The 21,214-nt window shown below is 70.5% G+C and carries 23 protein-coding genes; 18 read left to right on the forward strand and 5 right to left on the reverse strand.

From position 1 onward, the window contains the following. Positions 1-7: 7 nt before the first annotated feature. From AB0F44_RS18240 to AB0F44_RS18255, 4 genes are read left to right on the forward strand one after another with little or no spacing between them, the layout of a single operon-like run. Positions 8-1,489, forward strand: a complete 1,482-nt coding sequence (locus AB0F44_RS18240; protein ID WP_357357751.1) for an NAD(P)/FAD-dependent oxidoreductase — start codon at positions 8-10, stop codon at positions 1,487-1,489. Continuing rightward, the gene (locus AB0F44_RS18245) at positions 1,486-2,352 is read left to right on the forward strand and encodes a short-chain dehydrogenase/reductase (RefSeq protein WP_357357753.1); all 867 of its coding nucleotides are present in this window, start codon (positions 1,486-1,488) and stop codon (positions 2,350-2,352) included. Before AB0F44_RS18240 ends, AB0F44_RS18245 begins: the two co-directional genes overlap by 4 nt. Continuing rightward, on the forward strand, positions 2,349-3,344 hold the full coding sequence (locus tag AB0F44_RS18250; RefSeq protein WP_357357755.1) for an alpha/beta hydrolase fold domain-containing protein: 996 nt from the start codon (positions 2,349-2,351) through the stop codon (positions 3,342-3,344). Before AB0F44_RS18245 ends, AB0F44_RS18250 begins: the two co-directional genes overlap by 4 nt. Next, positions 3,341-3,832: an SRPBCC family protein gene (locus AB0F44_RS18255; RefSeq protein WP_357357757.1), complete on the forward strand. Its 492-nt coding sequence runs from the start codon at positions 3,341-3,343 to the stop codon at positions 3,830-3,832. The genes AB0F44_RS18250 and AB0F44_RS18255 overlap by 4 nt, the downstream gene beginning before the upstream one ends. Before the next feature lie 3 nt (positions 3,833-3,835). On the opposite strand, the gene AB0F44_RS18260 is transcribed toward AB0F44_RS18255, so the two are convergent. Then, entirely contained in the window at positions 3,836-4,213 is a 378-nt protein-coding gene (locus AB0F44_RS18260; protein ID WP_357357759.1) for a hypothetical protein, read from the reverse strand. A gap of 37 nt (positions 4,214-4,250) precedes the next feature. On the opposite strand from AB0F44_RS18260, the gene AB0F44_RS18265 reads away from it, so the two are divergent. The 6 genes from AB0F44_RS18265 (at position 4,251) to AB0F44_RS18290 (ending at position 10,434) form a co-directional block, all read left to right on the forward strand. After that, a complete protein-coding gene (locus tag AB0F44_RS18265; RefSeq protein WP_357357761.1) occupies positions 4,251-5,036 on the forward strand; it encodes an HAD-IIA family hydrolase in 786 nt (261 codons plus the stop codon). A gap of 154 nt (positions 5,037-5,190) precedes the next feature. After that, on the forward strand, positions 5,191-6,453 hold the full coding sequence (locus AB0F44_RS18270; RefSeq protein WP_357357763.1) for an Nramp family divalent metal transporter: 1,263 nt from the start codon (positions 5,191-5,193) through the stop codon (positions 6,451-6,453). Between the two features lie 26 nt (positions 6,454-6,479). After that, positions 6,480-7,145, forward strand: coding sequence for a response regulator transcription factor (locus tag AB0F44_RS18275; protein WP_357357764.1), 666 nt, complete (start codon positions 6,480-6,482; stop codon positions 7,143-7,145). 23 nt (positions 7,146-7,168) lie between these two features. Then, the gene (locus AB0F44_RS18280) at positions 7,169-8,524 is read left to right on the forward strand and encodes a HAMP domain-containing sensor histidine kinase (protein ID WP_357357766.1); all 1,356 of its coding nucleotides are present in this window, start codon (positions 7,169-7,171) and stop codon (positions 8,522-8,524) included. Then, the gene (locus tag AB0F44_RS18285; protein WP_357357768.1) at positions 8,521-9,489 is read left to right on the forward strand and encodes a TAXI family TRAP transporter solute-binding subunit; all 969 of its coding nucleotides are present in this window, start codon (positions 8,521-8,523) and stop codon (positions 9,487-9,489) included. The genes AB0F44_RS18280 and AB0F44_RS18285 overlap by 4 nt, the downstream gene beginning before the upstream one ends. A 57-nt stretch (positions 9,490-9,546) precedes the next feature. After that, positions 9,547-10,434, forward strand: coding sequence for an AraC family transcriptional regulator (locus tag AB0F44_RS18290; RefSeq protein ID WP_357357770.1), 888 nt, complete (start codon positions 9,547-9,549; stop codon positions 10,432-10,434). On the opposite strand, the gene AB0F44_RS18295 is transcribed toward AB0F44_RS18290, so the two are convergent. From AB0F44_RS18295 to AB0F44_RS18305, 3 genes are all read right to left on the reverse strand, one after another. Then, entirely contained in the window at positions 10,321-11,490 is a 1,170-nt protein-coding gene (locus tag AB0F44_RS18295) for an MFS transporter (RefSeq protein WP_357357772.1), read from the reverse strand. The genes AB0F44_RS18290 and AB0F44_RS18295 overlap by 114 nt on opposite strands. An 84-nt stretch (positions 11,491-11,574) precedes the next feature. Beyond that, positions 11,575-12,027, reverse strand: a complete 453-nt coding sequence (locus tag AB0F44_RS18300; protein WP_357357773.1) for a hypothetical protein — start codon at positions 12,025-12,027, stop codon at positions 11,575-11,577. Continuing rightward, entirely contained in the window at positions 12,028-12,390 is a 363-nt protein-coding gene (locus AB0F44_RS18305; protein ID WP_357357775.1) for a hypothetical protein, read from the reverse strand. It abuts the gene before it with no gap. A gap of 167 nt (positions 12,391-12,557) precedes the next feature. Between AB0F44_RS18305 and AB0F44_RS18310 the strand changes: the two genes are divergently transcribed. From AB0F44_RS18310 to AB0F44_RS18340, 7 genes are read left to right on the forward strand one after another with little or no spacing between them, the layout of a single operon-like run. Continuing rightward, positions 12,558-13,841 carry an amidohydrolase family protein gene (locus tag AB0F44_RS18310; RefSeq protein ID WP_357357777.1) on the forward strand — a complete coding sequence of 428 codons (1,284 nt, stop codon included), beginning with the start codon at positions 12,558-12,560 and terminating at the stop codon, positions 13,839-13,841. A gap of 1 nt (position 13,842) precedes the next feature. Further along, entirely contained in the window at positions 13,843-14,586 is a 744-nt protein-coding gene (locus AB0F44_RS18315) for an ABC transporter ATP-binding protein (RefSeq protein WP_357357779.1), read from the forward strand. Then, complete coding sequence (locus AB0F44_RS18320; protein WP_357357781.1) at positions 14,583-15,464, forward strand: ABC transporter permease subunit; 882 nt, start codon at positions 14,583-14,585, stop codon at positions 15,462-15,464. Before AB0F44_RS18315 ends, AB0F44_RS18320 begins: the two co-directional genes overlap by 4 nt. A 31-nt stretch (positions 15,465-15,495) precedes the next feature. After that, complete coding sequence (locus tag AB0F44_RS18325) at positions 15,496-16,692, forward strand: hypothetical protein (RefSeq protein ID WP_357357783.1); 1,197 nt, start codon at positions 15,496-15,498, stop codon at positions 16,690-16,692. A 5-nt stretch (positions 16,693-16,697) separates the two neighbouring features. After that, positions 16,698-18,041, forward strand: a complete 1,344-nt coding sequence (locus AB0F44_RS18330) for an FAD-binding oxidoreductase (RefSeq protein ID WP_357357785.1) — start codon at positions 16,698-16,700, stop codon at positions 18,039-18,041. Beyond that, the gene (locus tag AB0F44_RS18335; protein WP_357357786.1) at positions 18,041-18,814 is read left to right on the forward strand and encodes a creatininase family protein; all 774 of its coding nucleotides are present in this window, start codon (positions 18,041-18,043) and stop codon (positions 18,812-18,814) included. The genes AB0F44_RS18330 and AB0F44_RS18335 overlap by 1 nt, the downstream gene beginning before the upstream one ends. Next, a complete protein-coding gene (locus AB0F44_RS18340) occupies positions 18,811-20,049 on the forward strand; it encodes an amidohydrolase family protein (protein ID WP_357357788.1) in 1,239 nt (412 codons plus the stop codon). The genes AB0F44_RS18335 and AB0F44_RS18340 overlap by 4 nt, the downstream gene beginning before the upstream one ends. Here the strand turns inward: AB0F44_RS18340 and AB0F44_RS18345 are convergent. Continuing rightward, positions 20,027-20,608, reverse strand: a complete 582-nt coding sequence (locus AB0F44_RS18345; RefSeq protein WP_357357790.1) for a helix-turn-helix domain-containing protein — start codon at positions 20,606-20,608, stop codon at positions 20,027-20,029. The genes AB0F44_RS18340 and AB0F44_RS18345 overlap by 23 nt on opposite strands. A gap of 148 nt (positions 20,609-20,756) precedes the next feature. On the opposite strand from AB0F44_RS18345, the gene AB0F44_RS18350 reads away from it, so the two are divergent. Continuing rightward, a complete protein-coding gene (locus tag AB0F44_RS18350; protein ID WP_357357792.1) occupies positions 20,757-21,212 on the forward strand; it encodes an agglutinin cell wall attachment protein in 456 nt (151 codons plus the stop codon). The last annotated feature ends 2 nt before the right edge of the window (positions 21,213-21,214 follow it).

Raw genomic sequence — 21,214 nt, forward strand, 5'->3', positions numbered from 1 at the left:
ATCTGAGATGAGCCAACACGTGAGGGTCGCCGTCATCGGCGCGGGCTTCGGTGGCCTGGGCACCGCCATTCGCCTGAAGCAGGAGGGCATCGACGACTTCGTCGTGCTCGAACGCGCCGACGCGGTCGGCGGCACCTGGCAGATCAACGACTACCCGGGCGCCCAGTGCGACGTACCGTCGCTGATCTACTCCTACTCCTTCGCGCCCAACCCTGACTGGAGCCGGCTCTACCCGCTGCAGTCCGAGCTGAAGGACTACATGCACAGGTGCGCGGTCGAGCACGACGTGCTGCCGCACGTGCGCTTCCGCACCGAGGTGACCGACGCCTCGTGGGACGACGACTCGCAGCTGTGGCGTATCGCCACCGGTAAGGGCGACCTGACCGCACAGGTCCTGGTCGGTGCGATCGGACCGTTCAGCTCACCGGCGGTGCCCGACATCCCCGGCCTCGACACGTTCGCAGGCACCGTGTTCCACTCCCAGGGCTGGAATCACGACCACGACCTGCGCGGTGAGCGGGTCGGCGTGATCGGCACCGGTGCCTCCGCGGTGCAGTTCATCCCACGGGTGCAGCCGCAGGTCGGCCACCTGACCGTCTTCCAGCGCACGCCCACATGGATCCTGCCGCACCCCGATCGACCGGTCGGCGCGGTGACCCGCGCGCTCTACCGCCGGGTGCCGGGCGCGCAGAAGGCGGCACGCAAGGCATGGGAGCTCACCTTCGAGGCGCTGGTGCCGGGGTTCATCCATGAGCCGAGGCTGCAGAAGCCGCTCGAGCTGATGGGGCGTGCGTTGCTCAGGAGACAGGTCAAGGACCCTGAGCTTCGCAGGAGGCTCACGCCGACGTACGCCGTGGGCTGCAAGCGGCCGACCTTCTCCAACGCCTACTATCCGGCGCTCACCGCCGACAACACCACCGTGGTCACCGACGGCATCGCCGAGATCACCGAGCGTGGCGTCGTGACCGCCGACGGCACCGAGCACGAGCTCGACACGATCATCCTCGGCACCGGCTTCCGGATGACCGACCACCCGGGCTTCGACCTGATCCACGGCCGCGGCGGCGCCAGCATCGGCGACGTATGGCGGGACGGTGAGATGGCGGCGTACCTCGGCACGGCGGTGCACGACTTCCCGAACCTCTTCCTGATCCTCGGCCCCAACTCGGGCGTCTACACCTCGGCGGTGATCACAATCGAGGACCAGGTGCACTACATCGTCGAGGCGCTCCGTGAGATGGAAAAGGCTGGTCTGGCCTCGCTCGAGGTGACCGCCGAGGCCCAGCACGAGTTCCTCGAGTGGGCCGACAAGGGGTTGAGCAGGTCGGTCTTCCTCACCGGTGGCTGCCGCAGCTACTACCTGAGCTCGACCGGCCGGAACTTCACCCACTACCCGGGCTTCTCGGCGGGCTTCCGCGCCCGCACCAGCAAGATCGACCTCGCCCACTACGCCGTTCGACGCGTCGTGAAGGAGGGGATCCGGGCATGAGCGGCTGGTTCGGCAAGAAGTACGACGTACGCGACCGGGTCGTGCTGATCACCGGAGCCGGGCAGGGCATCGGCCTGGCCCTGGCCCGGCGGTTGCACGACCAGGGCGCCCGGCTGGCGCTGGTCGACCTGAACGAGTCGGGGCTCGAGGTGGTCGCATCCAGCCTCGGCGCCGAGCGGGTCCTCACCGTCGTCGCCGACGTCACCGACCGTGCCGCCATGGCCGGCGTCGTGGCTCGGACCGTCGAGCGCTACGGGCAGCTTGATGTCGTGGTGGCCAACGCCGGTGTGACGCCTCCGCCGGCCACGATTCGCACGATGGACCTGGCTGACTACGACCGGGTGGTCGCGATCAACCAGACCGGTGTGCTCAACACCGTGCAGCCTGCGCTGGACGCGGTGATCGCGGCGAAGGGGCACGTTGTCGTGGTGGCCTCCTGTGCCGCCTTCTCGCCGGGGGTCGGCGGGGTCGGCTACATGTCGAGCAAGGCCGCCGCCGAGCAGATCGGCCGCGCCCTCAAGCTCGAGCTGGCGCCCCACGGGGCGAGCGCGGGGGTCGCCTACTTCGGCTTCGTCGACACACCCTTGGCCACCGCGACTCTCGACGACGACCCCATGGGACGCCGCCTCGACGAGCTGCTCGGCTGGCCGCTGAACCACCGAATCTCCGCGGACGCCGCGGCCGAGTCGATCGCCGCCGGGATCTCCGAACGGGCAGGCGCCACAGTCGCTCCCGCCCGCTGGGTTCCCTACTCCCTGCTCCGCGGCGTGCTCAACGCCGGCGCCGACCGGGTGCTGGCCCGTGACCGCCGGGTGCACGAGATGGTGCGTGATCTCGAGGCCCGCGCGGAGACACAAGAGTGATCCGCTACCTGAAGCTGCTCGGTCCGAGTGCCACGAGCCGTGTGCTGGTGGCCGGTGCCCGGCTCGCGGTCCGTCCACAGATCGACCGCCTGCGCCTGGAGGGACTGCAGCTGCGCTATCTGCGCGGTGTGATCGCGGCAGGTGGCGTCCTGGCCGGCTGGCCGACCGCGGCACGAATCGAGCAGGTCCGCACTCCGCGCTTCGAGGGTGAGTGGGTGCGCGCCCGCAACGCCAAGACCGGCGACGACGGCGTGATCCTCTACTTCCACGGCGGGGGCTACGTGGCGTCCTCCCCGCGGTCCTACCGGTGTGTCACCGGGCCGCTCTCGGCACTGAGCGCCCTACCAGTGCTGGCGGTCGGTTATCGGCGCGCCCCCGAGCACGTCTATCCCGCTGCACTCGACGACGCCATGGCGGCGTACGACTGGCTGCTGGCGCAGGGCCACCCGCCGGAGCTGATCGTCGTGGCGGGCGACTCGGCCGGCGGCCACCTCGCGCTGGGTCTGCTGACCACGCTCGCCCGGTGTGGACGCGACCTGCCGGCAGGCGTGACGCTCTTCTCGCCGCTGCTCGACCCGGCGCTGACCGAGGCGGTACGCCGCGATGCCCGACGCCACGACCCGGTCCTGACACCGACGTTCGCGGCGCGATGTGCGGAGGCCTTCCATCCTGGCGGCGACTTCCACGATCCGTGCCTGTCGCCGCTGACCATGAGCATCGGGCTGCTGCGTACCTTCCCGCCGATCCAGACCCACGTCGGGGACACGGAGTGCTTCGCCGGCGACTCCGAGCGTCTGCATGAACGGCTCACCCGCGCCGACGTGCCCAACAAGCTGATCGTCTCGCGGGGCCAGATCCACTCCTACGTCACGATGTACCGCCTGGTGCCCGAAGCCCGCCGAGCGCTTCGCCGCGCCGCGACGTTCCTGCGATCCTGTATCGACGAAGATGTCGTCGTCCCCTCCTCGAGCTCACAAAGGTTGGCCACATGACCCGCTGGTACCCCCTCGCTCCCGCCGACGACGACTTCCTGGGGACCGCACGCGCGGCCACCACCAAGGTGCTCGACGTCGACGTGCCGGTCGAGACGTTGTGGGCGGCACTTGCCGCGGACGACGCCGTGGTCTCGTGGGGGCCTGGTGCCACGAAGACGCGGTGGGTCGGCCAGCGACCGTACGGCGTCGGCACGGTGCGAGAGGTCACCATGGGCGGTGTGGCCACGGTGCGCGAGAAGTTCTACCGCTGGGACGAGAACCAGCGGATGACCTTCGCGGTCGCCGAGTCGACCCGCCCCGGCATCCGCCGCTTCGCGGAGGACTACGTCGTCGAGTCGACGCCGACCGGCTCCCGGCTGACCTGGACCGTTGCCGTCGAGGTGGCCAAGGGGTCCGGGCCCACGGCGCCCATCGTTCGGGCTCTGCTGTCGGTCGCGGTCGGCTCGATGACCAACGGGTTGAGGAAGAGGCTCGAGCGCAGCTGAGGGTCAGGTCCAGGGGTTGTCCCAGCGGCCATCGGCCTGCGCTGCCTCGACCTCGGCCAGGCCCGCCGGCCGCATCCGACCCTCGGCGGTGAGCCGCTCGACCTTGGAGATGTTGAGCCGGGACCACTTCGAGCTCGGGCGCCGGCGGGTGTAGCGCTGCAGGTAGGTCTCCTCATCGCCTCGGCGACGTACGGCGGAGATCCAGCCGAAGCAGAGGCCGACGTCGACCAGCTCGTCGGAGGAGAGGGAGGCCGGCTCGACACCCTTGCGGGTCAGCCGCAGCCACACCGCTCGGGTGTCGGGATCGGTGGTCTCGAAGTAGGCCTCGACCTCGGTCACCGAGGGCCGGTCCAGGACCGGCTCGCCATCGATCAACTCCATCTCGCCAATCTACTGATCCGTGGGCGAGGATGTCCCCGTGATCGACGAGCGCCCCATCAAGACCTGGCTGACCGACATGGACGGTGTCCTCGTGCGCGAGGAGGAGCCGATCCCCGGCGCCGGAGAGTTCCTGGCGAAGCTCACCGAGAAGTCGGTGCCGTTCATGGTGCTGACCAACAACTCGATCTACACCCCGCGGGACCTCCGGGTCCGGCTGCTCCGGTCCGGTCTCGACGTCCCGGAGAAGTCGATCTGGACCTCGGCGCTCGCGACCGCGCAGTTCCTCGCCGACCAGCGGCCGGACGGCTCTGCGTACGTCGTCGGCGAGGCCGGTCTGACGACGGCGCTGCACTCGGTCGGCTACGTGATGACCGAGAACGACCCTGATTACGTCGTGCTCGGCGAGACCCGCACCTACTCGTTCGAGGCGATCACCCGGGCGATCCGGCTGATCGAGGGCGGCGCGCGGTTCATCGCGACCAACCCGGACCCGAGCGGGCCGAGCCCGCAGGGCACGCTTCCTGCGACCGGCTCCGTCGCAGCGCTGATCAGCGCCGCGACCAACCGGGCGCCCTACTTCATCGGCAAGCCGAACCCGCTGATGATGCGCAGCGCCCTCAACCAGCTCGAGGCCCACTCCGAGACGACCGTGATGATCGGCGACCGGATGGACACCGACATCATCAGCGGCCTCGAGGCCGGGATGCGCACCATCCTCGTCGAGACCGGGTCGACCCGGCCCGAGCAGGTCGAGACCTTCCCGTTCCGGCCGACTCGCGTGGTCGCCTCCATCGCCGACGTGCTGCCGCTGCTCGAGGGCTGAACCTGGCCTCTGGATCGGGTCGAGCTCCCGATTCATTGGTTTGTGTAAGGAAAGCCCGCTGAGGGCGGCTCCTCATAGACGCGACTGTGTCGACCGTCACATAGTCGGCGCGTCCGGGTGATCCGGCCCGGACGAGACCGAGGAGCTACAACTGATGTCTGTCATCGATGACAAGACCGCGGGGTCCGTTCCCCGTTGGCGTTTGATCGGACCGGGCCTGGTCGTCGCGGCGACCGGTGTCGGCGCCGCCGACCTGGTCGCCACCATGATCGCGGGCAGCAAGTACGGCTATGCGCTGCTCTGGGCCGTCGTGCTCGGCTGCCTGATGAAGGTCGCGCTCGTCGAGGGCGCCGGTCGCTACAGCCTGGCCACCGGACGTACGATCTACGAGGGCTGGAGCAGCCTGGGCCGCTGGACCCACGTCTACTTCGGGCCGTACCTCGTCATCTGGGGCTTCGTGTACGGCGCTGCCGCCATGTCCGGCACCGGGCTCGCCGCCCATGCCTTGGTGCCGGTGCTGTCGGTGAAGGCCTGGGGCATCATCGCCGGGATCTTCGGCCTCGCGCTGGTCTGGACCGGTCGCTACGGACTCTTCGAGAAGGCGCTCAGCATCATGGTGCTGCTGATGTTCGTCTCGATGGTGGCCGCTGCCGCGCTCACGGTGCCGAACCTGCCAGACCTCGTCGTCGGCCTGGTGCCTCGGGTCCCGGACGGATCGCTGCTCAACATCCTGAGCGTCGCCGGCGGCGTCGGCGGGACGATCACGCTCGCCGCGTACGGCTACTGGCTGCGCGAGAAGGGCTGGGCGACGCCGGCGTTCATGCGGGTGATGCGTATCGACAACTCGGTCGCTTACATCGTGACCGGAATCTTCGTCGTCTCCACGCTCATCGTCGGGGCCGAGCTCCTGTATTCGGCCGGCATCGCGGTCGACACCGGCGACAAGGGAATGCTCGACATCGGGAACGTGCTCGAGGATCGGTACGGCCCGGCCGCCGGAACGATCTTTCTGATCGGCTTCCTCTCCGCCGCGCTGAGCTCGCTGGTGGGGGTCTGGCACGGTGTCAGCCTGATGTTCGCCGACTTCGCCGGTCACCTGCGGAAGGTCCCCGAGAACGCGCCGGAGCGGCTCGCCGGCGGGATCTGGTACCGCACGTACATCCTGTGGTTGACGTTCCCGCCGATCATCGCCCTGTTCCTGGACCAGCCGGTCTATCTGATCCTCGCCTACGGTGTGCTCGGGGCACTCTTCATGCCGTTCCTCGCCATCACGCTCCTGTGGATCCTCAACACCGACCGGGTGCCGCGTGAGTGGCGCAACCGGATCTACTCCAACGTGGTGATGGGCCTGTGCGCCGCCGTCTTCCTGGCACTGGCAGTGCATCAGGTCCGCGTCGTCATCACCGGCGCGTTCTGATCACCGCACCACGTTAGGTTGGCTCCGTGCGGATTCTGGTGGTCGAGGACGACCCGAGCGTTGCGGAGGCGTTGGTGGACGCCTTCGAGGACGTGGGGTGGACCACGACCCACTGCAGCCGCGGCGACGACGGGCTGCACCAGATCGCCGGAGCCGACCTGGTGGTGCTCGACCTCGGTCTGCCGGACATGGACGGACTCGATTTCCTGCGTACGGTGCGGCGGGTCTCGACGGTCCCGGTGCTCGTGCTCACCGCCCGCGACAGTGACGGGTCTGTCGTCCTCGGCCTGCGTGCCGGTGCCGATGACTACCTGGTGAAGCCGGTCGGCAGGGCGGTGCTGCTCGCGCGTGTCCACGCGCTGGTTCGGCGAAGCCGGATGGCCTCCGCCGAACCGCGGCCCGCCGAGCGTGTGGTCACGTTGGGGGAGCTGAGCGTCGACGTCGCCGCGCGCACCGTTCACCGAGGTGGGGAACCGGTCTCGGTGACGGCGACGGAGTTCGATCTGCTGGCTGCGCTGATCGCTCGCACCGGTGAGGCGGTGAGCCGCGACGAGCTGCTGCTCCAGGTGTGGGGCACGCCAGCGGTCGGCAAGTCGCGGTCGCTGGACTTCTTCGTGACCGCGCTCCGCAGCAAGCTGGGTCATGACCTGCCGCTGCAGACGGTGCGCGGCTACGGCTTCCGGCTCGGCTGACCGGTGAGGGGGACACGACCGTGATGGAGCGCCGGGTACAGCTCGTGGTCGGCCTGCTCCTGCTCGGGTCGCTCCTGGCGCTGGCGTTCCCGCTGGCGACCACGCTCGCTGACCGGAGGACCGCCCGGCTCGCGTCCGAGCGGGACCGGCAGATGGCGGTGATCGCGGAGGCGGCCGCCTCCGGCCAACCGGTCACAGAGCTGGTCGATCGCTACCACGACGTCTACGACGAGCCGGTCCTCGTGGTCGATGCCGATGGTCAGGAGCTCTCACTCGCCGGCGACCTCGACAGCGGCGCCGCCTCCGTCAGGGCAGCGCTGCGTGTCGGGCTGGTGGGGGTGCCTCCCGTCGCCATGCGCCGGATCCTGCCGTGGACCACCGCGGACCCGCTGCGCGGCGCGCCGGGCCGCGAGGACGGAGAGGTCAGGGCGTACGCGCTGACCCGGGTCGACACCTCGGCTGCCGCCGCCCAGGTGCGGCGGGACTGGGCGCTCATCGCCGTCGGGGCGTTGGCGCTCCTGGTGCTGGCCGCGGTGCTGACGAGGCGGCTCTCGCGGTGGACCATGCGCCCGGTCCATTCGCTCGAGGCAGCGGCGCGCACGATCACGCACGGGGATCGCAGCGCGGATGTGCTCGCGACCGGCCCGGCGGAGCTCCGCGGGCTGGTCACGGAGTTCAACCGGATGGGTGCCGCCGTCGACAGGTCGTTGGAGCAGCAGCGCCAGCTCGTCGCGGATGCGTCGCACCAGCTGCGCAACCCGCTGGCGGCGCTGCGGCTGCGGGCTGACGGACTGGAGTCGCATGTGAACAGCACCGGTGAGCGGGCCTACGCAGGCCTGGCCAAGGAGCTGGAGCGTCTGGAGACGCTCCTCGACCAGCTGATGTCGCTGGCGCGGGCTCAGGAGGAAGGTGTCGCACGTGCTGGTGGGCGCGTCACTGTGGCCAACCAGGTGGTGGGCGCCGTCATCCGCGAGCGCGTCGAAGCCTGGCGGCCGGCCGCGGAAGCGGCGGGGCAGTCGTTGGTGATCACGGGAGAGCTGCCCGATGTGGAGGTGGCGGGTGTGCTCGACCAGATCCTCGACGTCCTCATCGACAACGCCATCCGCTACGCCGGCCCGGATGCGCGCGTCGAGCTCTCGGCGACCGCGACCACCGACGGGGTCGTCGGCTGGGTCCGTGACGACGGTCCGGGACTCGAGCACGACGAGTGGCACCTGGCCACCGAGCGGTTCTGGCGATCCGGTGACCAGCGGCCGGGGACCGGCCTCGGGCTGGCGATCGCGGACGAGCTCGCCGGCGCCAACGGCGGTCGCATACGTCTGCGACCCGCCGATCCGGTCGGGACGATCGCCGAGTTCTCGCTGCGGGTGGCGTCGTGACCTGGCCGGCTGAGCCGCTGACGAGGCGGACGTTCGTACGCACTGTCACCGCCGCCGCCATGGCGCCGACGGTGGCGTCCTTGGCTGGATGCCGCGACACGGAGACGTCGCCCGTCACGATCGCTGCAGGCACGGAGTTCGGGACCTATGCGGTCTTCGCGGGACTGCTCGCCGATCAGCTGCGGGCCGTGAGTCCCGAGCTGGAGCCGACGGTCATGTCGACCGAAGGCAGTCTCGACAACGTACGTCTCCTCAGAGACGGCAAGGCCGCGCTCGGACTGGCGCTCGAGGACGGCCTCGACCGGATAGTCGCCGGTATGCCCGAAGCGGAGCGGCCGATGGCGTTGGCGCGCATCTATGAGAACTATCTGCATCTTCTCGTGACCGATGACAGTCCGATCCGCGAGGTCGAGGACCTTCGTGGGCGGCGCGTCGTGCTCGGAGCTTCTGGGTCCGGTGCAGCCGTGACAGCTGTCGTGCTCCTGAAGGCAACTGGTCTGCGGACCCGCGATCTCACGGTGAGGTACATGGGGCTGACGGCCGGTCTGGACCGGCTGCTCGAGGACGACGTCGACGCCGTGTTCTGGTCTGGCGGGATCCCGACGCCCACGATCAGCGAGGCGGGGCGTCAGCGGCCGCTCCGGATGATCGATCTCGGCGCGCTCGCTGCCCCGATGTCACGGCAGTCGGGCTACCGCTACTCCACCCGGAAGGTGCCACCGGTCGACTACGGTCCGCGCTCGGGCGGCACGACGATCGGCGTGCCCAACCTGCTGCTGGCGCGCCGCGATCTACCGCACCGGGTGGCGCGAGAGATCGTCGACGTCATGGTCAGCCGGGCGGACCTGCTCATCCCGGACTTCGTCCGAGGGCTTCAGTACCTGGAGCCCGCCACGATGATCCAGACGGGGCGGATCCCCCTGCATCCCGGCGCGCTGTCGGCGTATCGCGCGCTGCACGGATGACCTGCCCGCGACCGGCCTTCGGGAATAGCCTGACCGCGTTCGCATGCTGGGGCTGATGTGAACGAGGACCGTCCGTCGTGGGAGATGACGCTCGCCTACCAGGAGGAGCTGGCTGCCGGCTCCGCCGGTGAGGACGTACGCTCCGCCACCTGGTTGCTCGTCGACGACGGCACGGTCGTGCTGACCGCCGCCGGGCAGTCGCACCTGCTCCGGGCGGGGGATGCGGCTCTGGTCGGGGGCCAGATCAAGCACCGGCTGGCAACGCACGACGGGGCCGCGGTGACCCGGGCCGATCTGCGGGTGGTCGCGGTGGCGTACCCGCTCGCGAACCCGCTGGTCGTGCGCGACTTCGTCGGTCGCCACGGCGGGGTGGCGGAGCTGGTGCGGCGTTGCCCGCTGGCGGGGCCGTGCCGTCCGACGGCGCTGTTCGCGTCGGGCTATGCGTCGCTGCTCGGCGCGGCGATGACGGCCTCCTGGCTCGAGGACACCGGGCGCGGAACCGATGGTCCCGCGCCCGTCCTCGACCCGACGGTCGCGCAGGTGCTCTCCGCGCTGATCGCGGATCCGGCACGCGCCTGGTCCGTCGAGGCGATGGCGGAGTCCGTGCACCTGTCGAGGTCGGCGTTGGGGGAGCGGTTCCGGCGCGGCCTGGGGCAGAGCCCGAGCGAGGCGCTGCGGGACGTGCGGATGCGCGCGGCCCGCCACCTGCTGGCCGGCGGTGACCGTCCGGTCGAGCAGGTGGCGTACGCCGTGGGCTATGGGTCGGGCGCGGCGTTCAGCCGCGCCTTCACCACCGTCCACGGGACCGGGCCGCAGGCGTGGCGGGAAGCCTCAACCACGCGGGACGCGGACCGCGCCGAAGCCCGCCGCAGCGAGCACCGCACCGACCGCGCCGATGATGAGCACGCGTCCGACGCCGTACTCATCGAGGACCGCGCCTCCTAGCGCCGCCCCGAGGGTGATCGCGATCTGGAACGCGGTGACCTGGAGCGCCAGCGCCGACTCGGTGCGCTCGGGCTCGACGCGGGTGACCCACAGCTGCGTGCCGACCGGCACCAAGTTGAATCCGAAGCCCCACACGATCATGGCCAGCGCCATGACCGGCGTGCTCTCGGCGAGGAACGTGAGCACCAGACCGCCCGCGAGAAGGAGCGGCGCGGCCGTGACGACGGCCCGCAGTCGGCCGGCGAACCGGCCGGCCGCGAGGTTGCCGAAGAGCCCGCCGAGACCCCACAGCGCCAGCATCCACATCTCGTCGCCGGGCGAGGTGGCCGAGATCGCGATCCGGATGAACGGGTACGCCACGAAGTTGCCGAGCACCACCACGATGACCAGGAACACACCGGCGACCAGCCGCGGGTTGCGGAGGGCCTGACGCATCATCGCCAGCCCGGCCCCTGGGTGGGCCGGCACCGGCGGCAGCGCTCGTGCCAGTGCGGTGGCGGAGATCAGGCTCAGCACCGCCGCGGCCGCGAACCCCCAGCGCCAGCCGGGGCCGTCGGCGAGCAGCGAGCCCAGCGGCAGGCCGAGGATCGTGGCCACCGTGACGCCCAGCGCGATCGAGGTGGAGATGACGTGGTCTCGGCCCGGCGAGGCGTACGTCCCGACGGCGAACGCGAAGGACCAATAGCCGGCGATCGCCGCGCCCAGCACGAGCCTGCCGAGGAGCAGGACGATGAAACCGGGGGAGATCGCGACCGCCAGGTTGGCGACGGCCGCGGCGACCAGCAGGCCGACCAGCAACGTACGCCGGTCCATCCGGGGAAGGATCATGGCGATGGTCGGTGCGGTCGCGGCTCCGGCGATCGCCGTCGCCGCCACCGCGAGCCCGGCCGTCCCCTCGCTGATCCCGAGGTCGCGCGCCATCGTGGGCAGCACACCCGCGGGCAGGAACTCGCTCGAGACCAGGATCGCGATCCCGGCGGCGAGCGCGACCACCGGCGCCGCTCGGCCTTGGGAGGTGGTCGGGGACGGGGTCGTTTCAGGCGAAGTCGTTGTCACCCTTCGATCGTCGCCGCGATCCGAGCCCCCGCGTTGATCGTCCGTCGCCCGTGCTTGACCGGATGGCCGGTAGCGCCGGGTGCGTCAGTCGACGACGCCCAGAGCGACGAGCAGTGCGAGCGCGAAGGTCACGGCGGCGAAGATCCCGTGGGTGTAGATCACCGGGCGCGGGATCTCGTGCTCGGCGACCTTGTACGGCACCCGGACCGGGTCGCCGGCGATCTCGTCGCGTTCCTCGGCGAGGACGAGATGCTCGGGCTTCCCGGTCCGGACGAACAGGAACGCGCCGAGGCAGATGGCGACCGCGAGCAGGCCGACGGCGACCCAGGCCCAGGCACGGTTGTCGGTGATGACGAAACCCAGCCAGGCGGCGAAGGCGCTTCCCGCCAGCGCGGGGTGGGAGAGCAGGGCGGGGGCGGGGAGCCGGGAGTTGCGGATGGCTTCCGGTGGCGCGCCGAAGCGGCTCACCGTGCCGAACATGAAGGCTCCGACGGACATCGTGAAGAGCCAGACGAGAAGTACGCCGTTCGTCACCATTCAGCGGGCCCTCCTCCAGGCCAGCAGCCAGCCGGCCTCCATCGCGCCGTCGATCAAGTAGGTCCAGCGGATCCGTCCCTTGGGGACGTACACGAGGTCGATCGCGAGCAGCGTGAGCGCGGTTCCCTGGCCGATCCGGCGGGCCGCGACCGGCTCACCGGCGCGGGCGGCGGCGATCTGCGCGGCGCCGTTGACGCAGAGCAGGCCGGCGACCGTGTGCTCCAGCCAGCGGTCCTGCTTCGGCCCGAACACCCACTCGAAGCTGCGCAGGCTCACCAGCGGCCACAGGCCGGCGACGATGTTGAACACGCCTTGGGCGGTCGCCAACCCGGTCGGGGCAGCGGAGGTGGATGCCGGCTGCATGGCAGGTCGGTACCCAACCGCACCGCCGGCTATGTCAGGAGCGCCGCCGCCCGCGAGCGTCTGGCGGTTTCATCGAGGATGACCGAAACGGTTACGCCACCGAAATAACCGCTCCTTACGCTCGAAAATGTTCATCTCATCAACATTTGAGCCGGAAGGAGTAGTCGATGGCCGTGGCACGAAGTGCAGGACAGGTCGGGCCGGCGGACGGCCCGGCGCAGCTGGCCGGCTTGGAGCTGACCGCGCTGCGCGGCGTACGCCTCCTCGACGGCACCCTCGCCGATCTCGATCTCGCGGCCGGTGAGATCACGGCCGTCCGGGCGGCGGATGAGAAGCCGGCTGCCGGGACAGACGCGAGCGGGTGGCGGCTGATCCCCGCCGCCGGCGAGCCGCACGCGCATCTCGACAAGGCGCTGAGCGCGGAGCAGATCGAGCCGGGCCCGCATGCCGGGAACGACCTGGTCACCGCGATCGAGCAGTGGCGCTCGCTCGTTCCCACGCTCACCTCCGACGACTTCGCCGACCGCGCCCGGCGGGCGGTCCGCCGCTACGTGGCGAACGGCATCACCACGATCCGTACGCATGCCGACGCGCTCCTCGCGGGCGACCCGTTGCGTGGGGTCGATGCCCTGCTCGGCCTGCGCGAGGAGCTCAGCGGAACGGTCACGCTGCAGGTCTGCCTGCTCGCCGGTCAGGACGTCCCGGACGCGGTGATCGAGGACGCGATCGGGCGCGGGATCGATGTCCTCGGCGGGTGTCCGCATCTGGCCGACGAGCCCGCCAAGGAGACCCGCCGCATCCTGGATCACGCCGAGCGGTCTGGCCTCCCGGTCGACCTGCACACCGACGAGCAGACGACCACCGGCCACCTCGACCTGGCCGACCTCGCCGAGCAGGTCATCGCCCGAGGGATGCAGCAGAGGGTGACCGCCTCCCACTGCGTACGCCTCGGCATGCTCGGCCACGACCGCCGGGGTCCCGTGGTGGACCTGGTGGCGAAGGCGGGGATCGGCATCGTGACGCTCCCGATCACCAACCTCTACCTGCAGGGCCGCGACGCGGACGGGGCGGTGCCGCGTGGTCTCACCGCAATCCGGGCGCTGCTCGAGGCGGGGGTGCCGGTCGCGGCCGGCGCCGACAACCTGCGCGACCCGTTCAACCCGGTCGGCCGGGCCGACCCGTTCGAGACCACCTCGCTCCTGGTTGCCGCCGGTCATCTCCGGCCGGCGGAGGCCCTCGCCGCCGTCACGACGGCCACCCGCACCGTGCTCGGGCTCCCGGACGCGGGCACGGGGCCGGGCAGCCGGGCCGACTTCATGCTCGTCCCCGACGTACCTCTCGACGAGGTCGTCGCCGGATCCCAGACCGCCCGCGTCGTCGTCCACGGCGGCCGCGTCCTCGCCGACACCCGCGTCAGCACCGTTCTCGATCTCGATCCCATGCCGAGGTGACATGAACACGACCACCACTGCCACGCTCGCCCTCTCCGGGGTGACCAAGCGATTCCCGACCGGTACGACCGCACTGACCGGGGTCGACCTGAGCGTCGACGCCGGGGAGTTCGTCTCCGTCGTCGGCCCGTCCGGCTGCGGCAAGTCCACCCTGCTCCGGCTGGCCTCCGGACTCGAGGACGCCACCATCGGCCGGGTCGACGTCGACGCGGACACGACCAGCTACGTCTTCCAGGACCCCACCCTGCTGGAGTGGCGCAGCGCCCGGAAGAACGTCGAGCTGATCGGCGAGCTGAGCGGGATGCCCAAGGAGCAGCGCCGCCGCGCGGCCCAGGAGGCCCTCGACCTGGTCGGTCTCACCGGTTTCGAGAAGCAGCATCCGCGTCAGCTCTCCGGAGGCATGCGGATGCGGGTCTCGATCGCCCGTGCCCTGGTCGCCGAGCCCGACCTCGCGCTCTTCGACGAGCCGTTCGGCGCACTCGACGAGATCACCCGGCTGGCGATGCAGACCGAGCTGCAGCGGCTCTTCAAGCTCCTGGGCTTCGCCGGCCTCTTCATCACCCACTCCGTGGCCGAGGCCGTCTACCTCTCGACGCGCGTCGTCGTGATGAGCGGCCGGCCGGGCCGGATCGTCGCGGAGATCCCGGTGCCCTGGGAGTTCCCACGCCCGCCCGAGCTGCGCTTCGAGTCTGACTTCGCCCACCTGGTCGGCCAGGTCTCCGAGGCATTGGAGGAGCACGCATGAGCACCGAGCTGAGTACCGAGCTGATCGTCCAGCCGGACGTCGAGGCCGCGACCGAGGCGGCACCTGCCGAGCCGCCCACCAGACGTACGTCCCCGGTGCTCCGCGGACTCCTCGCCAAGGTCGTGCCGATGATCGCGGCGCTCGCCGGCCTGGCGGCCGTGTGGTACGCCGTGACGTACCTCGTCCTCGGAGAGGACAAGCGGTTCCTGCTGCCGCCGCCGCACCAGGTCTTCGGCGAGACGCTGGGCCGGCCGGAGATCATGCAGCCGATGCTCGCGGCGCTGTGGCAGTCGGTCATGGTCGCGCTGGCCGGTCTGGTGATCTCGGTGGTCATCGGGATGGCCTGGGCGATGGTGATGGCGCAGACCCGGCTGCTGGAGAAGGTGCTCTACCCCTACGCCGTCATCCTGCAGACGGTCCCGATCCTGGCGCTGACCCCGCTGATCGGGATCTGGATGGGCTACGGCATCGGGGCCCGGATCGTGGTCTGCGTGATCATCGCGGTCTTCCCGATGATCGCCAACACCCTCTTCGGCCTGCAGTCGGCGACGGCACCGGCGCACGACCTCTTCACCCTCAACCGGGCGACCCGGCTGCAGCGGCTGCTCAAGCTGCAGCTGCCCGCCGCGATGCCGGCGATCTTCACCGGCCTGCGCAACGCCGCCGGGCTGTCGGTCATCGGCGTGATCGTCGGCGACTTCTACTTCCAGCAGGGCAGCCCCGGCATCGGTGGCCTGCTTCGCGTCTACACGCTCCGGCTCAGCATGGAGCCGCTCTTCCTGGCGATCATCCTCACCGCCCTCTTCGGTGTCGTCGTCTTCTCGGCCTTCGCCGCTCTCGACCGTGCCGTGATCGGCAAGTGGTACGGCGAGCGCTGACCCTCCTCCACCCTCAAGAAACGGACACAGCATGAACCGATCCTCGAACCGAGCGAGAACCCGCAGAGCCGCCGCCCTGGTCGCTCTCTCCACGATCGTCCCGCTGGCCCTGACCGGCTGCGGGAGCGACTCCGGCTCCGCCAACACCGCCACCGCAGGCGAGGTGACGAAGGCGGAGAAGGGCAGCGCGAAGGACCTCTCCGACGTCTGTCCCGCAACCGTGGTGATGCAGCAGGACTGGCAGCCCGAGGCCGAGCACGGCGGCATGTACAGCCTGATCGGCGAGGGCTACACCGTCGACACCGACAAGAAGACCGTCACCGGGCCGCTCGTCTCAAGCGGCGTCGACACGGGCGTGAAGATCGAGGTCCGCTCGGGTGGTCCGGCGACCGGGTTCCAGCCCGTCCCCGCGACCATGTACCTCGACAAGGACATCCTGATCGGAGCGGTCAACACCGACGCCGCGATCGCGGCCGCGGAGAAGCAGCCGACCGTGGCGCTCGCCTCGCAGCTGACCGTCTCGCCACAGATCCTGATGTGGGACCCGAAGAGCCAGGACGACGCGAAGACCATCGCCGAGGCCGCCGGGGACGGCGACCCGGTCGTCACCGCCGGCGACGTGATCCCGGCGCTGCTCGAGTCGCAGGGGATGATCGAGGAGAAGCAGTCCGACCTCTCCTACGAGGGCACGCCGCAGCGCTTCGTCACCGAGCCCACGATCCTCCAGCAGGGCTTCGCCACCGCCGAGCCCTACATCTACGAGAACGAGATCGGCAGCTGGGCCAAGCCGATCGGCTACCAGCTGCTCGCCGAGGTCGGCTACACCATCTACCCCGAGCCGATCGCGGTGCGCGCCGAGGACGTCGAGAAGGAGGCCGACTGCCTCGAGAAGCTCGTCCCGGTGATGCAGCAGGCGGAGATCGACTACCTCGCCGACCCGGACTGGGCCAACGGGATCATCGTCGACATCGTCGAGCGCTATCAGACCGGCTGGACCTACAGCGAGGGCGTCGCCACGTACGCCGCCAAGACGATGACCGACCTCGACCTGGTCCACGACGACCCGAAGTCCGGAGTCTTCGGCCAGATCGACGGCGAGCGGATGAAGGAGGTCGTCGAGACGTTCGCGCCGATCATGAAGCAGGCAGGCACGATCACGTCCGACGACATCGACCCGGAGTCGCTCTACGACAACCGGTTCATCGACGACTCGATCTCGATGAAGTGATGTCGATGACCATCTCAGAACGTACGTCCCTGGTGACCGCCCTGGTCGCCGACCGCCTCGGCGCGGACCGGGTAGAGACCGACCCGGCCGCGTTGGTCAAGCTCTCCTCGGACTGGTCCCGGATGTCGCCGGTGCTCCAGGAGAAGGTGCCGAGCGGCAGGTACGTCGCCGACGCCATCGTCCGGCCGCGGACCGAGCAGGAGGTCGCCGACGTGCTGGCCGTGGCGTACGAGCACGACGTGCCGGTCGTCCCGCGTGGGGCCGGGACCGGCAACTACGGCCAGGCGACCCCGTTCACCGGCGGAATCATCCTCGACCTGCGCGGCCTGGACGCGATCGAGGTCTTGGCCGACGGCAACCTGCGCACCGGGGCCGGCGCCCGGATGACCCGGATCGACAAGGTTGCCCGGGCGGCCGGGCGCGACCTGTGGATCTTCCCCTCCACCAAGGGCTCCACGATCGGCGGCTTCATCGGTGGCGGCAGCGCCGGCACCGGGACCATCGAGCACGGCACCACCGCCGACGGCTTCGTCACCGAGCTGACGGTGGCGCCGATGGACGGCAGCGGGCGCCTGATCACGGTGCGAGGCGAAGAGACGCTCCCGTACATCCACGCCTACGGCGTGACCGGCGTGGTGACCTCGATGGTCGTCCGCACCGACCCCGCACGCGACTGGGTCGCGGTCTATGCCGCCTTCGACACCTGGGACGCGATGGTCTCCGTGCACCGCCGGCTGCTCGACCTGCCGGTGCTGCCGCGGCTCGCCTCGGGCGACGAGCCCGCGCTGGTCCCGACCCTGACCACCAACGTCGAGCTCGACCCGTCCCAGCACAGCCTGCGCGTGATCGCGGAGGCGTCCACGGTCGCCGAGATCGAGTCGCTCGTCGTGGCGGCCGGCGGCAGCGTACGGGCTCGTCTGGAGGACTACGCCGCGACCGACCTGCTCTCCGGGATGTCCTACAACCATCCGGTCTACTTCCTCCAGCGCGCCCACCGCGACCGCAGCTGGTTTCACATGGAGACCGGTGGCGAGCTCTACTGGAGCGACGCCGACCGCGTGCGGCAGATCTACGACGGTCCGGTCTGGCTCCATCTGGAGCTGATGGGGAAGGCCCCGCTGGCGATGGTGGTCGCCGAGTACGTCTCCGAGGAGCAGGTCCTCGCCGGCATCCCGCGCTTCGACGAGATCGGGGTCGGCGTGCACTCGCCGCACCAGTGGTACGTCGACCGCAACGTCGAGCTCGTCACCGCGGTCGCGCGAGAGCGCGACCCCAAGGGGCTGCTCAACCAGGGCAAGCTCACCGACCACGCGCTGGTCGACACCCGCATCAACATCGGAGTCCGCTGATGCCCCGTTTCGCCGACCTCACCGCTCCCGAGATCGCCGCTCTGCCGGAGGACACCGTCGCCGTGCTCGGCCTCGGTGCGATCGAGCAGCACGGTCCGCACCTGCCAGTCTCGACCGACTACGTCATCGCCGCCGAGGCCGCCGAGGCCGCGGTCGCGACGGTCGCCGCGGCGGGCAGTGCGTCCGTGGTGCTGCTCGAGCCGCTGGCCTACACGAAGTCCGACGAGCACTCCTGGTCGCCCGGCACGATCTGGCTCTCCTGGGACACCCTGATGCGGGTACTCGTCGACATCGGCCGCTCGCTGAGCACCTCCGGGATCACCCGGCTGCTCTTCGTCAACGGGCACGGCGGGAACTCCGCGCTCGGGCAGGTCGCCAGCCGCGAGCTGCGCAAGCAGTTCGGGCTCGCGACGTTCTTCGCGCATCTCTCGGTGCCACCCGACCAGGGTGGACGCTCCTCGCGGGACGACGAACTCGGCCTCGGCATCCACGGCGGCCACGGCGAGACCTCGATGATGCTCCACCTGCGGCCCGAGCTGGTGCACCAGGAGCGAGGTGAGCGGAAGGTGCCCGAGCAGCTGGCCGGCTACCGGCACATCGGCTTCGGCAAGCCGGTCTCGTTCGGCTGGCTCTCCGACGACTTCGGCACCGACGGCTACCTCGGCGACCCGACCACCGCCACCGCCGAGGACGGCAAGGTTCGCTTCGAGGCAGGGGTCGCCACGCTGGCCGAGGTCATCGTGGAAGCCTCCCGCTTCACGCCGTCGGCATGACGCTGCGGATCACCGGGGCGGCGTCGGGCGACCTCTCGATCGTCGGGCCTGACGACACCCTCGACGCCTCGGGCTGCCTGGTCACGCCGGGCCTGGTCAACGCCCACCATCACCTGCTCCAGACCGCGTTCCGCACCCTGCCCGGCACCCGCGGCGTGCCGATGGCGACCTGGCTGCCCACGATGGCGGCGGCCTACGACCGCGTCGGGGTCGACGCCGAGCTCACCTACGCCGCCGCGCGGGCCGGGCTCGCCGAGTCGCTGCTCTGCGGGGTCACGACCGTGGCCGACCATCACCTGACCTGGCCGGCCTCCCTCACGCCCGAGGAGACCGTGCCGCTGGCGCAGGGGACCGCGCGAGCAGTGGCCGAGCTGGGCGCCCGCCTGGTCTTCGTCCGCGGTGCTGCCCGGGACGACCCCGAGACCGCTGCGCACAGCGCCGACCTGATCGCCGAGGCACTGGTCGGGGATGCGCCCGGCGGGGTGAGCGCCGACGGCATGCTGCAGGTCGCGGTCGGGCCGGCCGGGGTGCACTCGGACCCGGAACCGACCTTCCGGCTGATGGGGGCGGTGGCTGCCCGGCGCGGGCTGCGGCGGCGTACCCAGGCCAACGAGCAGGTCGACGTCGCGATCGCGGCCGAGCGCTACGGCCGCCGCCCGATCGACCTCCTGGAGGAGTGGGGCTGGCTCGCGCCCGACGTGACCCTGGCTCATCTGTGCGACGTGACGCCCGACGAGATCCGGAGGCTGAGCGCGGCCGGAGTCAGTGCCACCCATGCGCCCGGCTGTGACCTGCCGATGGGGTGGGGGATCGCGCCGATCGCGGAGCTCCGGGAGGCCGGGATCGAGGTCGGGCTCGGCACCAGCGGTGGCGGCAGCAACGACGCCGGTCACCTGCTCGCCGATGCCCGTCTCGCGATGCAGGTGGCGCCGCTGGTGGGTCCTCCGCTGGCGGCCGCCGACGTGCTCGCGATGGCGACCACCGGCTCCGCGGCCGGCCTCGGCAGGCCAGGGCTGGGGGAGGGCCAGGACCTGTGCGTCTGGGACGTCTCCGGTGTCGCCGACGCCGGCGTACACGACCCGGTCGCCGGCCTGCTGTGGGCCTCGCCCGGGCGGCGTCCGCGGCACGTGGTCGTGGCCGGCCGGGTCGTCGTACGCGACGGGATGCTCGTCACCGCCGACGAGCGCGAGATCGTTGCGGATCTGGGGCGTGTCAGCGCCCGCGCTGCTCCTTGACCACCAGCAGCCGGAAGAGCTCGCCGTCGGCGCTGGCCCACCGGTGCCGTACGCCGCCGGGGATGTAGACCGAGTCGGCGGTCTCCATGACCTGCTCCTCGCCGTCCAGGTCGATCCGAAGGGTCCCGCCGACCACGTAGACGAACTCGTCCTCCTCGTGCTGCCAGTAGCGGTCCCAGGCCGATCTGTCCCCGGTGAACTCCATCGGGATGAAGGCGTGATCGGCCCCGGCGACCAGTGCCTGCACGGCGCCGTTGGCCGCCTCCGCGGTGCCGGGGTCGGAGCGGCGTACGACTGACACGGGGCCGGCGGAGGCGCTCTCGACGCTGTCCGCGAGCAGCGCCTGCTGGGTCGTGCCCAGCGTCTCGGCGATCCGGAACAGCGAGGACATCGAGGGACGCGCCATCCCACGCTCGATCTGGCTCAGGAACGGGTGCGACAGGTCCGTCGCCTCGGCGAGCTGGACCAGCGTCATCCCCCGCGCCTTGCGCAGCTCCCGCACGCGGGCGCCCAGCCGCAGCACCGAGCGATCCAGGGACTGTCGCGGGTTCCGAGTCACCTGCTCAACCTAGCCGTCGACGGCGCTCCGCGTTCACCGCGTCACGAGGAACTCACGGATCCGTCGTATGTCGGAAACAACACATCCGTTCCTGCTCCGCGAAACGGAGTTTCGAAATGCTGTCGACAGCGGTAGTAGGTTGATGGCCATGACCGTTCCTCCTGTGGTCAGACAGGAACAGCTCATCGACGAGATCGCCCTCCACCTCGCTGACGAGGTAGAGGGCGACTGGTCCACGTTGGTCTTCAACCACCGCAACCTGTCCATGTTCTTCACCGGTCGCATCGATGTGCACCGGCCGGACGGCAGCCTCGCCCACGCCAAGCCACCCGACACCATCCTCGCGCTCACCGACGAGCTCAGGCGGGTGATGTACGAGCCCGGCCGGGGCGCCTGGTTCTCCGCCCGCTGGACCATCGCGAGCGGGGACGAAGGGGAGAAGCACTCGACCCAGGTCGTCTTCAACTACGACGACGAGCCGGTCTGGCGCTGGCCGGCCCACCCGGGCCTGTACGCGCTCGACCTCGAGACGTTCCCTCGCGCCGACGACCGGGTCCCGGACTGGCTCCGGCAGAAGGTCAACGGGGCCCGCCGGACGTTGTAGGA

Source organism: Nocardioides sp. NPDC023903 (genome assembly GCF_040639295.1).
GTDB lineage: Bacteria > Actinomycetota > Actinomycetes > Propionibacteriales > Nocardioidaceae > Nocardioides.

What these genes read in the sequence shown, in the direction of transcription:
- AB0F44_RS18240 (WP_357357751.1), top strand. Translation starts at nt 8, where the DNA reads ATGAGCCAACACGTGAGGGTCGCCGTCATCGGCGCGGGCTTCGGTGGC.
- AB0F44_RS18245 (WP_357357753.1), top strand. Translation starts at nt 1,486, where the DNA reads ATGAGCGGCTGGTTCGGCAAGAAGTACGACGTACGCGACCGGGTCGTG.
- AB0F44_RS18255 (WP_357357757.1), top strand. Translation starts at nt 3,341, where the DNA reads ATGACCCGCTGGTACCCCCTCGCTCCCGCCGACGACGACTTCCTGGGG.
- AB0F44_RS18260 (WP_357357759.1), bottom strand. Translation starts at nt 4,213, where the DNA reads ATGGAGTTGATCGATGGCGAGCCGGTCCTGGACCGGCCCTCGGTGACC.
- AB0F44_RS18270 (WP_357357763.1), top strand. Translation starts at nt 5,191, where the DNA reads ATGTCTGTCATCGATGACAAGACCGCGGGGTCCGTTCCCCGTTGGCGT.
- AB0F44_RS18280 (WP_357357766.1), top strand. Translation starts at nt 7,169, where the DNA reads ATGGAGCGCCGGGTACAGCTCGTGGTCGGCCTGCTCCTGCTCGGGTCG.
- AB0F44_RS18300 (WP_357357773.1), bottom strand. Translation starts at nt 12,027, where the DNA reads ATGGTGACGAACGGCGTACTTCTCGTCTGGCTCTTCACGATGTCCGTC.
- AB0F44_RS18305 (WP_357357775.1), bottom strand. Translation starts at nt 12,390, where the DNA reads ATGCAGCCGGCATCCACCTCCGCTGCCCCGACCGGGTTGGCGACCGCC.
- AB0F44_RS18310 (WP_357357777.1), top strand. Translation starts at nt 12,558, where the DNA reads ATGGCCGTGGCACGAAGTGCAGGACAGGTCGGGCCGGCGGACGGCCCG.
- AB0F44_RS18315 (WP_357357779.1), top strand. Translation starts at nt 13,843, where the DNA reads ATGAACACGACCACCACTGCCACGCTCGCCCTCTCCGGGGTGACCAAG.
- AB0F44_RS18320 (WP_357357781.1), top strand. Translation starts at nt 14,583, where the DNA reads ATGAGCACCGAGCTGAGTACCGAGCTGATCGTCCAGCCGGACGTCGAG.
- AB0F44_RS18325 (WP_357357783.1), top strand. Translation starts at nt 15,496, where the DNA reads ATGAACCGATCCTCGAACCGAGCGAGAACCCGCAGAGCCGCCGCCCTG.
- AB0F44_RS18330 (WP_357357785.1), top strand. Translation starts at nt 16,698, where the DNA reads ATGACCATCTCAGAACGTACGTCCCTGGTGACCGCCCTGGTCGCCGAC.
- AB0F44_RS18335 (WP_357357786.1), top strand. Translation starts at nt 18,041, where the DNA reads ATGCCCCGTTTCGCCGACCTCACCGCTCCCGAGATCGCCGCTCTGCCG.
- AB0F44_RS18340 (WP_357357788.1), top strand. Translation starts at nt 18,811, where the DNA reads ATGACGCTGCGGATCACCGGGGCGGCGTCGGGCGACCTCTCGATCGTC.
- AB0F44_RS18350 (WP_357357792.1), top strand. Translation starts at nt 20,757, where the DNA reads ATGACCGTTCCTCCTGTGGTCAGACAGGAACAGCTCATCGACGAGATC.